This window comes from Stieleria magnilauensis (genome assembly GCA_007753675.1).
Classification (GTDB): Bacteria; Planctomycetota; Planctomycetia; order Pirellulales; family Pirellulaceae; genus Stieleria; species Stieleria magnilauensis.
This window is the reverse complement of record CP036432.1, coordinates 9,824,701-9,836,604: the sequence shown is the minus strand read 5'-3', so window position 1 is coordinate 9,836,604 and position 11,904 is coordinate 9,824,701. Positions and strand designations below refer to the sequence as shown.

General features: G+C 60.9%; 9 protein-coding genes. 7 read left to right on the top strand and 2 right to left on the bottom strand.

Translation table 11 applies throughout. The annotated features are described in order from the left end of the window. Positions 1-6: 6 nt before the first annotated feature. Positions 7-1,641 (bottom strand): glucose-6-phosphate isomerase, encoded by a 1,635-nt coding sequence (gene pgi, locus TBK1r_RS35185; protein WP_419580703.1) that lies wholly within the window; start codon positions 1,639-1,641, stop codon positions 7-9. A 405-nt stretch (positions 1,642-2,046) separates the two neighbouring features. Between pgi and TBK1r_RS35180 the strand changes: the two genes are divergently transcribed. The 6 genes from TBK1r_RS35180 to TBK1r_RS35155 all read left to right on the top strand — a co-directional run bounded on the left by TBK1r_RS35180 (position 2,047) and on the right by TBK1r_RS35155 (position 9,657). After that, the gene (locus tag TBK1r_RS35180) at positions 2,047-4,470 is read left to right on the top strand and encodes a PSD1 and planctomycete cytochrome C domain-containing protein (RefSeq protein WP_419580702.1); all 2,424 of its coding nucleotides are present in this window, start codon (positions 2,047-2,049) and stop codon (positions 4,468-4,470) included. Beyond that, the gene (locus TBK1r_RS35175) at positions 4,470-5,885 is read left to right on the top strand and encodes a DUF1501 domain-containing protein (protein ID WP_145220579.1); all 1,416 of its coding nucleotides are present in this window, start codon (positions 4,470-4,472) and stop codon (positions 5,883-5,885) included. Before TBK1r_RS35180 ends, TBK1r_RS35175 begins: the two co-directional genes overlap by 1 nt. Positions 5,886-6,024: 139 nt before the next feature. Then, on the top strand, positions 6,025-6,339 hold the full coding sequence (gene rplU / locus TBK1r_RS35170) for a 50S ribosomal protein L21 (RefSeq protein ID WP_145220577.1): 315 nt from the start codon (positions 6,025-6,027) through the stop codon (positions 6,337-6,339). Then, complete coding sequence (locus TBK1r_RS35165; RefSeq protein WP_145220575.1) at positions 6,339-7,352, top strand: serine/threonine protein kinase; 1,014 nt, start codon at positions 6,339-6,341, stop codon at positions 7,350-7,352. Before rplU ends, TBK1r_RS35165 begins: the two co-directional genes overlap by 1 nt. Before the next feature lie 177 nt (positions 7,353-7,529). Next, positions 7,530-8,576: an NAD-dependent epimerase/dehydratase family protein gene (locus TBK1r_RS35160; protein WP_145220573.1), complete on the top strand. Its 1,047-nt coding sequence runs from the start codon at positions 7,530-7,532 to the stop codon at positions 8,574-8,576. Next, positions 8,563-9,657 (top strand): dihydrodipicolinate synthase family protein, encoded by a 1,095-nt coding sequence (locus TBK1r_RS35155; protein ID WP_419580701.1) that lies wholly within the window; start codon positions 8,563-8,565, stop codon positions 9,655-9,657. The genes TBK1r_RS35160 and TBK1r_RS35155 overlap by 14 nt, the downstream gene beginning before the upstream one ends. 46 nt (positions 9,658-9,703) lie before the next feature. Here the strand turns inward: TBK1r_RS35155 and TBK1r_RS35150 are convergent, their stop codons facing one another. After that, a complete protein-coding gene (locus tag TBK1r_RS35150) occupies positions 9,704-10,678 on the bottom strand; it encodes a hypothetical protein (protein WP_145220572.1) in 975 nt (324 codons plus the stop codon). Positions 10,679-10,801: 123 nt separating this feature from the next. On the opposite strand from TBK1r_RS35150, the gene TBK1r_RS35145 reads away from it, so the two are divergent. Further along, positions 10,802-11,839, top strand: a complete 1,038-nt coding sequence (locus TBK1r_RS35145; RefSeq protein WP_145220570.1) for a hypothetical protein — start codon at positions 10,802-10,804, stop codon at positions 11,837-11,839. The last annotated feature ends 65 nt before the right edge of the window (positions 11,840-11,904 follow it).

The window sequence follows — 11,904 nt, the reverse complement described above, 5'->3', positions numbered from 1 at the left end:
TATGCCCTACTTTAGCGATCGGTAACGCTGGATCAGGGTGTTGGTGGAACTGTCGTGGTCCAGCGGGGCGTCGGCGGACTCGAGTTCGGGGACGATCTTTTTGGCCAGGACTTTGCCCAACTCGACGCCCCACTGGTCGAACGGGTTGACTTGCCAGATCACGCCTTGAGTGAACACGCTGTGTTCATACAACGCGACCAGTTTGCCGAGCACCGCCGGCGTCAGCGTTTCGATCAGCAGCGTATTCGAGGGGCGGTTGCCTTCGAAGACACGGTGCGGGGCGAGTTCCTCCGACGTGCCTTCGGCCAACACTTCCTCACGCGTCTTGCCCATCGCCAACGCTTCGCCTTGGGCGAACACGTTGGCACTCAATTTGTCGTGGTGATCACCGATCGGATTGAGCGACTTGGCGAACGCGATGAAGTCGCAGGGGATCAAGTGCGTCCCTTGATGGATCAACTGATAGAACGAGTGCTGACCGTTGGTCCCCGGTTCGCCCCAGTAAATCGGACTGGTGTCATAATCGACGCGGTCGCCCGCCAGCGTGACCGATTTCCCGTTGCTTTCCATCGTCAGTTGTTGCAAGTACGCGGGGAAGCGGTTGAGGTATTGATCGTAGGGCAACACGGCGGTGGTTTGGGCGCCGAAGAAGTCGGTGTACCAGACGGTCAGCAAACCGAGGATCACCGGCAGGTTCTCTTCAAGCGGTGCGGTCCGGTAGTGTTGGTCCATCTCATGGAACCCGGCCAGCATTTCGCGGAAGTGGTCCGGACCGATGGCCAGCATCGTGGACAGCCCGATCGCGGAGTCCATCGAGTAGCGTCCGCCGACCCAATCCCAAAATCCGAACATGTTGTCGGTGTCGATGCCGAACTCGGCGACTTGCTCTGCGTTGGTCGACAAGGCGACGAAGTGTTTGGCGACGGCCGAATCATCGGCGTCGAGCTTTTCCAGCAGCCAGGTCCGCGCGGTGTGCGCGTTGGTCATCGTTTCCTGGGTGGTAAAGGTTTTTGACGCGATGATGAACAGGGTTTCGGCCGGATTCAGATCGCGCGTCGCTTCGGCAAAATCGGTCCCGTCGACGTTGGACACAAACCGCAAGGTCAGACCACGATTGCTGTAGTGACGCAGTGCTTCGTAGGCCATCACCGGCCCGAGGTCCGAGCCGCCGATGCCGACGTTGACGATGTTGCGAATCCGCGCACCGGTGTGTCCGATCCACTGACCGCTGGTGACCGAATCGCAAAACGCGGACATCTTGTCCAACACCGCGTGAACCTCGGGAACGACGTTTTTCCCTTCGAACTCGATCGTTGCATCTCGCGGTGCCCGCAGCGCCGTGTGCAACACCGCCCGGTCTTCGGTCGTGTTGATCTTTTCGCCCGTCATCATCGCCTCGATTCGCTCCTTCAGCCCCGCCGCTTCGGCGAGCTTGATCAACAACGAAACGGTTTCGGCGTCGATGCGGTTCTTGGAGTAATCCAAGTACAGCCCGACCGCTTCGAGCGAGAAGGTTTTGCCACGCTGCGGATCGGCGGCAAACAGCTCTCGCAGATGCTTTGACTTGATTTGCTCGTAGTGGGCGTTCAAGTTTTTCCAAGCGTCCTGTGCGGTCAGACTCTGGGGCATGGTGGTGGTCATCGGATCGAGGGGTTGGGGGTGAAGACGTCAGCAGGGCAGTTTAGCGGTTCACGGGCATTTTTCGAGCACGGGCCAAAGCCGGATTTAGGCAGGTTTCAGGTTTCCTGACTCCAGCGTTTTCTATGTACCGAAATTTGCCGGATAAGCGACGTCCTTCAGGCCCGGAGGGCCGGCAGAGTGGATGCCGGTGGCGTGAGCCACCGGAGATGATTTCAAGGAGTCTCTGAGGCCCAGCGGGCCGACACAATTCCCCAGCTTTTGGCAATACGCGCGATACAATCGGTTTCCTGAACCGCGGGTCGACCAAGGGATCGCGGCATTGTGTCGGCCCCAGCATGGTCGAGTAGACTGTGGGTACCCCGGTTTGCCCCACCAATACCCCGCGAATACCCCGCGAATTTTCTCGTGAACCTGACGACGTTTTCATTTTCGATCGGCTCGCTCACCGTTCTGCTCGCCGTCGTGCCCTTGGGAGCGAACGCGGCGGCCGAGCGGCCCTTGTCGTTCAATCGCGACGTGCGGCCGATCTTGAGCGACAAGTGTTTCTTTTGTCACGGCCCGGAGGACAAACATCGTGCGGCCGATCTGCGGCTCGACCGGTCCGATGCGGCTTACGGGGTGGCGATCGAACCGGGCAGCGCCGACGACAGTGAATTAATCGCGCGGATCTTGGATCCCGATCCCGAGGTTCAGATGCCGCCGCCGGAGACCGGCAAACGCGTGACCGAAGCGGAGTTGGCTGTCTTACGGCGTTGGATCGACGAGGGCGCGGAGTACGAAGCCTATTGGGCCTACGTCAGACCTGGGCCCGTACCGGTACCGCAGCACACCGGTCCGGATGCCGGCGTGCGGACGGAAGGCGTCGAGCCGGATGCCGGCCTCATCGATCGGTTGGTGCGGGCGGAACTGTCGCGTGGTCCGCTGCAACCCGCACCGCGCGCGACGCGTCGCGATCAACTTCGTCGGCTCTCCCTGGACCTGACCGGGCTTCCGCCGAGCTACGATCAGATCGCAGCCTTCGTCGCCGACGGTCGTCCCGACGCGTATGAACGACGCGTCGACGCGTTGCTTGCGTCGCTTGCGTTCGGAGAACACTTTGCCGAGTACTGGTTGGATCTGGTCCGCTTTGCCGACACGGTCGGCTACCACGGCGATCAAGTCCACAACATCGCGCCGTACCGTGACTACGTGATCGATTCGATCAACGACAACCTGCCGCTGGATCGTTTCAGCCGTGAACAACTGGCCGGTGACTTATTGGAAAACCCGACCATCGAACAACAGATCGCCAGCGGATACAACCGCTTGCTGCAAACGACACACGAGGGTGGCCTGCAGCCGAAAGAGTATTTGGCGATTTACGCCGCCGATCGCGTGCGCAATGTTTCTGCCGTTTGGATGGCCGCGACGATGGGCTGCGCACAATGTCATGACCACAAGTACGACCCGTACACATCCAAGGACTTTTATTCGCTGGCCGCTTTCTTTGCCGATGTCGACGAAGAGAAACATTTCAAAAATGGGACCAACGCGCTGCCGACCCGCCGGGAACCGGAGATCGATGTGTTGGGGCGGACCGATCGGCTACGGCTGGCTGAATTGGATGCCGCGATTCGATCCGCCGCAGCGGAGGGGAATTCCGAGCAACTGACAACACTGCAACAGGAACGTGATGCGATCGCCGCACGCAAGCAGCGGACGATGGTCACCAAGTCGATTGAGCCGCGGACGGTGCGGTTCCTGCCACGCGGGAACTGGTTGGATGAAAGCGGCGATGTGATGCAGCCCGCGATCCCGGAATTTTTGGGGGACGTCGGCGAGTTTGCCGGATTGCCCCGCGGGACGCGGGCGACGCGACTGGACTTGGCAAATTGGTTGTTTGACGTCGAGCGGGGCGTCGGCGGATTGACCGCACGCGTGTTTGCCAATCGGTTGTGGTACCTGTACAGCGGACGCGGCATCAGCCCGACGCTCGGCGATTTTGGCGGTCAGGGCAGGCCACCGACGAATCCAGAGTTGCTGGATCATCTGGCCGGCGTCTTGTTGGAATCCGGTTGGGACCTCAAGGCCACGGTTCGTCAAATCGTCACCAGCGAAACGTATCGCCAGGCGGTCGTGATGCAGGAAACGCGTCGCAAGCTGGATCCGTACAACGATCTGGCCGCGTCACAATCGGGGCATCGCTTACCCGCCGAAACCGTGCGCGATGCGGTGTTGGAAATGGCCGGGTTGCTGGATCATCAGGTCGGCGGACGAAGCGTGCGGCCGTATCAACCCAGTGGTTACTATCGGCATTTGAACTTTCCCGGGCGAATCTACACGCCTGACCAGGGGCGGATGCTGTGGCGGCGTGGCGTCTACACCCATTGGCAGCGTCAATTCTTGCATCCAACGCTCAAGGCACTCGATGCACCCAGTCGCGAGGAATGCACGGCCGAGCGGCCACGCAGCAACACACCGCTGGAAGCATTGGCGTTGTTGAACGATCCGACCTTCGTCATCGCCGCGAAGGCCTTTGCGGCCAGGGTGCTGCGTGAGAGTGACACGGCGGCGTCGCCGACGTCCGCCACCGAGACAAGAATCAACACGGCGCTACGGATCGCGATCGGCCGCGACGCCAATCAAACCGAACGTGATGCGCTGACGCGATTGCTGGAGAGTGAAATTCAACGCTTTGAAAACGACCCGGCCGCCTGCGATGCGTTTTTGGAAACGCCCCGTGAAGTCACGATAGCGTGGCCGGCCGAGACGCCCGGTGCGGAGCGCGCGGGCTGGTCCAGCGTCGCGCGGGCAGTCCTCAATTTGCACGAAACCTTGTACCGTCCCTAATGAACGAACTCCAACGCAGAACCTTTCTCGCCAAGAGCGGCCTGTCCCTCGGTGCGGCGTCGTTTGCGAACTTGTTGGCTCGCGATGGGTTGGCTGATCTTGCGACGGGCTTGCCGCCGGGCGTCGACGGATTGCCGCACTTTCCGCCGCGAATCAAACGCGTGATTTTTCTGTGCATGGCCGGCGGTCCGTCACACTTGGAGACCTTTGACGAGAAACCGGAATTGGCGCGGCTGCACGACCAGCCGATGCCCGCGTCGTTCACCGACGGGCAACCGATCGCTCAACTGGCCGGAAAGCAGTTGAAAGTCCAAGGCCCGATGACCACGTTTCGGCGCTGTGGCCAGAGCGGTCAAACGATCAGCGACTTCCTGCCCTACCATCAAAAGATGGCGGACGATCTGTGCATCCTCAAGTCAATGGTCACCGAGCAGATCAACCATGACCCCGCGCACACCTTCATGAACACGGGCACCGCGATCAGTGGGCGTCCGTCGATGGGGTCGTGGGTCACCTACGGGTTGGGCAGCGAGTGCGATGACTTGCCTGGGTTTGTCGTCATGACCAGCATCGGCGGCCGCAATCCGCAACCGATCGCGTCGCGCCAGTGGTCGTCCGGGTTTCTGCCCAGCCGCTACCAGGGAGTCGAATTCAATAGCACCGGCGTTCCGGTCCACTATGTCGACCCGCCTGCGGGGGTCGGCAAGGTCGGCCAGCGGGCGGTCGTCGACGCCATCGCAGCGATCAACCAACATCGGTTCGCCCGCCACGGGGACCCGGAGATTCAAACGCGTCTTTCGACCTACGAGATCGCGTTTCAGATGCAAACGTCGGTGCCGGATCTGGTCGACATGTCCGACGAGCCGCAGCGGATATTGGACATGTACGGCGCGACACCGGGCGACGGATCGTTCGCCAGCAATTGTCTGCTGGCGCGGCGGTTGGCCGAACGCGGCGTGCGTTTCATTCAGCTTTACCACCGCGGCTGGGACCACCACGGCGATCTGGAGCGGTACATGAACGTGTGCTGCAAGTTGACCGACCAGCCGACGTGGGCGTTGATTCAGGATTTGAAGCAACGCGGAATGCTGGACGAGACGCTGGTGATTTGGGGTGGCGAATTCGGTCGCACGCCGATGTACCAGGGCAAGGGCGGTCCCGGGCGGGATCACCACATCAAGGGGTTTTCGATGTGGATGGCCGGCGGGGGCGTCAAGCCGGGAATCAGTTACGGGGCGACCGACGAGTTGGGGTACAACGCGACCGAAAATGTCGTCCACGTGCGAGATTTACACGCCACGATGCTGCATCTGCTGGGAATTCGTCACCAGCGTTTCAGTTATCCGTTTCAGGGGTTGGACATGAAACTGACGGGGGTGGAAAGGGCCCGTGTTTTGGAGGGGGTTCTGGCATGATCGGAACGACCCGACGGGGCCGAGCGAACAGACTGGTCAGGCTGGCGTTTTTAGCCCTATACGCTGCCGATGCCGGTCGATACACTCTGGGGCCCGAATTCGCATAACCCATTGAATTTTGACGAAGTTAGACCAAGAAATGTACGCCATTATTGTTGACGGTGGACGTCAGTACCGTGTTGAGCCCGGAATGGAAGTCGATCTGGACTACCGTGAAACGCCGGCTGGTGAAAGTTTGACCTTTGAAAAAGTGCTCGCGGTCCAAGGTGACTCGGGGTTGAAGCTCGGATCTCCGACCGTCGACGGCGCCACCGTGACCGCTTCGGTGATGGGGCCGAAACAGGGCAAAAAGATCTACGTGCAGAAGTTCCGACGGCGTAAGCACAGCAAGAGCCGTATCGGCCACCGTCAGCTGTTCACGCGAGTCAAGATCACGGACATCGCGGGCGTCTGATGCCTTCCAGCCGGCTCTCCGATTACGAGCTGGGGGATATCCTGGGTGTTGGAACCGTCGGCACGATCTACCGTGCGACGGAAAAGGAGACCGGGCGCAGCGTTGCGCTCAAGATACTCCATCCCAAAGTCAGCCAAAACACTCTGATTCGCGCTCGCTTCAAGCGCGAGATGATGATTCTGGAGAAGCTGCGGCACCCCAGCATCGTCCAGTACTTCGGCGGAGGCCGTGTCGACGACGACCAAGGGCTGTTTTATGCCATGGAAGTGGTCTCGGGCGGGACGGTTTCGGACCTGCTCACGTTTGGCGGGCCGCTTCCCTGGACAGTGGTGGTCGAGATCACCCGCCAAGTCTGCAGTGCGCTGCAGTGCGCCCACAACATCGGCATCGTCCATCGCGACTTGAAGCCGAGCAATCTGTTCCTGACCCCCGAAGGCGGCGTCAAGCTGGGAGACTTCGGGATCGCACGGGATCTCACCGCCGGCGATTTGACATCGGCCGGCATCACGGTCGGGACGCATGCCTACATGGCGCCCGAACAAATCAGGGGCGAGCAATCGGTTTCGGGAAAGGCCGATCTGTATGCACTCGGCTGCTGCATGTTCGAGATGCTGACCGGTCGGAAAGTCTTTCTCAGCGACGACTACGCCAAACTGTTCGACCAGCATCTCAAAAGCAAACCGCCCTCGGTGCGTGACTTTGTCGATTGCCCCGAAGCGATCGACAAGGTGATCGGGCAGTTGCTGGCCAAGTCGCCCGACGATCGCCCGTTCAACGCCCGTCAGGTCCAGGCGATGATGATGGAAGCGGCCCGCAATTTTAATTCGGGCGAAAAGGCCGGGGATCCGGACAACCCCGTTTTCGAGGCCGGGTATAACGAGCTGGTGCGACGGATTCGAGCGCGGCTGGACCCGATGTCCAACACCGTCAGTGGGTTGCGGTTGGGACTCGCGATCGCTGTGATCGCAGCGATCATCATCGGTCTGGTCGTGGTTTCGCAGTCCGGTTCGTAGTGCTGTGACACAGCCCGGTTCCACTGACGGCTTCCGCGACAGGGTTAGCCGCGCGCACGAAACGGCCGATCCCGATCCGTTACACTGATCATCGGATGAGCGTGGCCTCGGTGCACTTTGAGCAGTGTCAGCTGGTCACGTTTGCGAGCCCCCGCCCACTGCAACGTTTCACCGCTCATGAATCCGACCCACGGCCTTCCCGAAGTCATCGAAGACGAATCCCAACTCGAGGAACTCTTGATCACGCCGTCGGCGGAATTGATCGAGTGGGCCGCAACGCTTTCGGGCAGCCTCGTGATCCTGGGAGCCGGTGGCAAGATGGGGCCGACTCTGGCCGCACGTGCCCAGCGCGCGATCGATCAGGCCGGGGCCGCTGCCCAGGTCGTTGCGGTCAGCCGATTCTCCGATCCGGTTGCCCGCGACTGGCTCGACCAGCGGGGCGTCAAGACCGTGGCTGCGGACCTGCTTTCGCAAGACGCATTGGACGAATTGCCCGACACCGACACGGTCATCTATCTGGTCGGCTCGAAATTCGGAACCCGGCAAAATCCGTCGCACACCTGGGCCGTCAACACGATCGCGCCGGCCTGTGCGATGCGGCGTTATCCCAAGTCCACCTTTGTCGCGCTCTCGACCGGAAACGTCTATCCGTTTACGCCCACGGACCAAGGCGGATCGCGTGAATCCGATCCTTTGGAGCCGGTCGGCGAGTATGCGTATGCGGCGGTCGGACGCGAACGCATCTTCGATCATTTCTCGCGCGTCCATGGCACGCCGGTCGCCATGATCCGATTGAACTATGCGACCGATCTACGCTACGGCGTGCTGACCGATTTGGCACTGAAGGTTTTCCGCGGAGAGACGATCGACGTAACGCAAGGCTACTTCAATTGCATCTGGCAAGGCGATGCAAATGACTTGATCCTACGCGCCGTCCCGCTGGCCCAATCGCCGCCGCGACCGATTAACTTGACCAGCCTGGAGACCTTTTCTGTCCGCGAAGTCGCCCAGAGGTTTGGTCGATTGATGAACCGCGACGTCCGGTTCAGCGGTCAGGAATCTGAGACCGCACTGCTGAGCAATGCCTCCCAGTGTGCCGAGCGGTTGGGCGCACCGGCGACGCCGATGGAGCGGGTGATTCAATGGACCGCCCACTGGGTCCGCCAGGACGCTCCGTTGTTGGGCAAGCCGACGCATTTTGAGGTTCGCGATGGCGCCTTCTAAGGGGATGCAACAAAACGCGCCGATGCCGCCTGAATGGGCGATACAATCGATTCGCAGCGGCATCGTGATCCCGGCGCATCCTTTGGCGCTCGATGCCGAGGGTAACTTCGACCGTCGCCGCCAACGCGCCCTGACTCGCTACTATCACGCGGCTGGTGCCGGAGGTCTGGCGGTCGGTGTCCACACGACCCAATTCCAAATTCGCGAGCCCCAACACAATCTGCTTCGACCGGTGCTCGAGCTTGCCGCAGAGACGGCTCGTGATCTGGATGCCGCCGGCGGCAGACAGACCGTCCTGATCGCCGGGATCTGCGGCCAGACGGACCAGGCGATCGATGAAGCCCGGCTAGCTCGAGATCTCGGCTATCACATCGGGTTGTTGTCGCTGGCCGCCTTGCCGGATGCCAGCGACGATCAGTTGATCGAGCATTGCCGGGCGGTCGCCGAGCGGATTCCGATCTTTGGGTTTTATCTGCAACCCGCGGTCGGCGGGCGAGTGCTGTCGGTCGATTTTTGGAGGCGATTGGCGGGCATCAGCAACTTGGTCGGGATCAAGATTTCGCCCTTCGATCGATACAAGACGCTGGATGTGGTTCGCGCGGTTGTCGAGTCCGGACGCGGAAACGACGTCACGTTGTACACCGGCAATGACGACGCGATCGTCCTGGACCTGCTGACCGACTATGAAATCCGGGTCAACGACTATGTGAAACGAATCCAGATCGTCGGCGGCCTGCTCGGGCACTGGGCGTGCTGGACCCAAAAGGCGGTCGAATTGCTGCAGACGTGCAAGAGCGCCCGAGGGGCCGATCAGATGCAACGCGGGCTGTTGACACTGGCGACGCAGGTCACCGATTGCAACGCCGCACTGTTCGACGCCGCCAACGGATTCGCAGGCTGTATCGCCGGCATCCAAGAGGTGTTGTATCGCCAGGGGCTGTTGTCCAGCCCTCGGTGCTTGGATCCCGAGGAACGTCTCTCGCCGGGGCAACGCGACGAAATCGATCGTGTGTGCGACGCCTATCCACATCTGATCGACGACGAATTCGTTTCGCGAAACCTGAAGGCTTGGTTGCGCTGACCCGCCGTCCTTGTGGGATTGGTTGGGCTCTTCTCCCCAATCACCCTCACCATACGGCGACGACTTTCGCCGACTCTCCGATCGCCGATTGAATCCAGTCCAGGAAACGATCCAAGGGCTGACCGATGCCTTCGCGGAACTCCGTCACTTTTCCGCCGACTTGCATGCACGCCGCCTGGTCGCCGAACCGCCACGCGGATCCCGAGGTGCCTCGTCGGAACGTGTCTTCGGCTGAGCGTCCGACACGAATGCAATCATCCAGAATTCGCGATCCCAGTCGAAAGCCGTCCGGAAAAACTTCTTCACCGGTAAACGCCTGCTCGTCACCCGGTGGGAACGTGCGGCCGCGACGATGCCGCATCGCAGCGCGGTGAACTTGGCGAACACTCATCAGATCGATCGGCGGCGGGTCGTTGTTCTTGATCAGCTCGCAACATTTCAGTTTCTCTTCGATCTCAGCCGGCTTGCCGACAATCACCATCACGGCCACGTCGAGGTGTTCGCCTCGGGCGGCTGCTTTGAAGCGTCGGCATTGAAACGCGGTCGTCGCATGGACGCGGACCGAGCAGGTTCGCAAGGGCGTGTCGTCATACAAGTGGCCGACCGTGGCGAATCCCCATTTGATTTCGCCATCGTTTCCATTCCAACGCAGTAACAATCCGCTGGCTGCGTCGCGTGTCCCGAGTTTGAGGCTCGCCGCGGTGGGAACATAATCGCCGAGCGACTCGACATCCGATCGAATCACCAACAAGTCGAACTTGCCGTCGCTGCGTTTGAGTCTGATTTGAAAGTGCGGCGGAACCCGTTTGGCAGGGGCCACGCGTTGACGTTTGCGGGGCAGATAGACGCGCAGGGCGAGCTGCCATCCGAAGGGTTTGCCACCGCTGTACTTTCGTCCGATTCCGATTTCGCTGGACTGTCCCGTGATCGCTTTGACGTGGCGTTTGGCGGTCGCGACCACTCGCCGCCACTGATCAGGTGTGAGTTCGTCGTATCGCTTGATCGTTACCGCTGGCATCATTCGTTCAATCCCATCAACCGTTCTGACAGGGTGACCACAGGCTGCGGGTGAACCGCGGGGCCCCCACTCCCGATACACCCCCCGTGGGAACTTACTTTGTCGTACCAAGGATGGGAGACAGAAATGCGTCACAAATCTCTGCCCGCCGTGCTGTTGGCGGTCGGTCTGCTGGCGATGGTTGGAAGTCTGGGCTGCACGCCGCGTGTCCGGATTCGTGCGGCGCCCGGCCCTGACGACACCGGCATTCGGTACTATCGCCCAAAGCCGTATCTGCGGATTGAACCGGGCGGCAGCGTGGTGACCGAGGGCAAGGTTTCGACCACAAGGCCGAGCGATGAGTTCGTGGCCATCTCGCTGGAATACCTGCCGGATTTCTCTGAAGAGTATTCGATCGACGTGCGTCCCGGGCTGGGATCGGCCCACGTCTCGGTCGGCTTGACTGATGGTTGGAATCTGACATCGCTGAACCAAGAGCTTGATTCGCAATTCGACGAAAACGTCAAAGCGATCGCCGACTTGGCTAAGGCGGGAACCGGTTTTCTTCCCACGGCCGAGGACTCCGGCGGCGGCGTGCCGGGAAGCTCGCAGAAGTTTGTCGTCGCGGCGACCAACGTCCCGATCGGCTACTACGAATCGGTGATCAGCAAAGACGCGTGTGGCAAGAAACGTTTGTACGGTTGGCGATACGTCGGTTTCCTGCCGTTCAGTCCTTGTCCGACCGAGATGTGCGGCGGGCAGCAGTTGGTTTGCGGTTCGGTCCCATCGGAGCTGTTCGGCATCGTGTTTGACAACGGCGTGATGACGTTCAAGCGTCTCGATGCGATCGACGAAGTCGCCGACACGACGCGACAACCGGTCAGCACGGGGCAGTTCGTCGTCAGTGCTTCGCGGCAAGAGAGGCTGGACGCTTTGGCCACGGCCATTCGGAAAGCGATTCTGCAAAACGAAGGCATGGAATCCAAGGTGCACGTGACGCAGACCGACGACGCCATGACCGTCCAGTGGGACATCGAATTGCTGGGCACGATGACCAAGGCGACGACACGAGAACGCTTGATCAAATCGCTCGTCCAGCACGAAGCGGTCGAGCAGGCGCTGCACGATCTGGGCGATCCGATTCCGACGGTCATGCCGATCACGGGACTGCCGGGGCAAGAGTGACTGGAGGTCATGCGGCGCGCGATGGCCGTCCGGTCGCGGCGCTTGGAAACGCGTTGACGGACTGG

What these genes read in the sequence shown, in the direction of transcription:
- TBK1r_RS35175 (WP_145220579.1), top strand. Translation starts at nt 4,470, where the DNA reads ATGAACGAACTCCAACGCAGAACCTTTCTCGCCAAGAGCGGCCTGTCC.
- TBK1r_RS35150 (WP_145220572.1), bottom strand. Translation starts at nt 10,678, where the DNA reads ATGATGCCAGCGGTAACGATCAAGCGATACGACGAACTCACACCTGAT.
- TBK1r_RS35160 (WP_145220573.1), top strand. Translation starts at nt 7,530, where the DNA reads ATGAATCCGACCCACGGCCTTCCCGAAGTCATCGAAGACGAATCCCAA.
- TBK1r_RS35145 (WP_145220570.1), top strand. Translation starts at nt 10,802, where the DNA reads ATGCGTCACAAATCTCTGCCCGCCGTGCTGTTGGCGGTCGGTCTGCTG.
- pgi (WP_419580703.1), bottom strand. Translation starts at nt 1,641, where the DNA reads ATGACCACCACCATGCCCCAGAGTCTGACCGCACAGGACGCTTGGAAA.
- TBK1r_RS35155 (WP_419580701.1), top strand. Translation starts at nt 8,563, where the DNA reads ATGGCGCCTTCTAAGGGGATGCAACAAAACGCGCCGATGCCGCCTGAA.
- TBK1r_RS35165 (WP_145220575.1), top strand. Translation starts at nt 6,339, where the DNA reads ATGCCTTCCAGCCGGCTCTCCGATTACGAGCTGGGGGATATCCTGGGT.
- rplU (WP_145220577.1), top strand. Translation starts at nt 6,025, where the DNA reads ATGTACGCCATTATTGTTGACGGTGGACGTCAGTACCGTGTTGAGCCC.